At 57.1% G+C, this 543-nt stretch carries 1 protein-coding gene; it reads right to left on the minus strand.

Going from position 1 to position 543, the window contains the following annotated elements; all coding sequences use genetic code 11:
- Positions 1 to 543: tetratricopeptide repeat protein (locus ACR6Z4_RS32245; protein ID WP_479721406.1), on the minus strand; the 543-nt coding region annotated here is incomplete at both ends.

Genomic DNA, 543 nt, shown 5'->3' on the forward strand with positions numbered 1-543 from the left:
GACGGCTTTGGAAAGATCGCCCATACGAGCCAGGGCATAGGCAGTGCGTCGGGGTAGATCCGCTGTTTCTGACAATTCAGCGGCTTTGCTATCCAGCAGATTGGCGCTTTGGTAAAGGGTTTCAGCCGCTTGCAGCGCCATCGGATACACAGAAACAGCTTCTTTCCATTGTTTTTCCCCAAAGTAGACATTCCCTAAGAGGCGAGCCGTTTTACGGCAGTAGTCTGGGAGCAGTTCTGGGGTGAAGATCTTTAGACTTTCCCGATAAGCCTGGATCGCCTGCTCGATGTTGTCCGCCCGGTCGCCGCGGATGCGGTCAGAGTAAGCGGTTGCCAGATTCATCATCGCTTCTGCCCACTCGACGGGCATCGCCTCGCGCGTCCTCACCTCCAGCGACTGCTGATAGGCAGCGATCGCAGCCTCGATGTTGTCGGCACGATCACCCCGGATGCGGGAATAGTAAGCGGTTGCCAGATTCATCATCGATGTCGCCCACTCCACCGGCATCGCCTCGCGCGTCATCACCTCCAGCGACTGCTGATA

It is taken from the genome of Calyptranema fuscum S582, assembly GCF_055793305.1.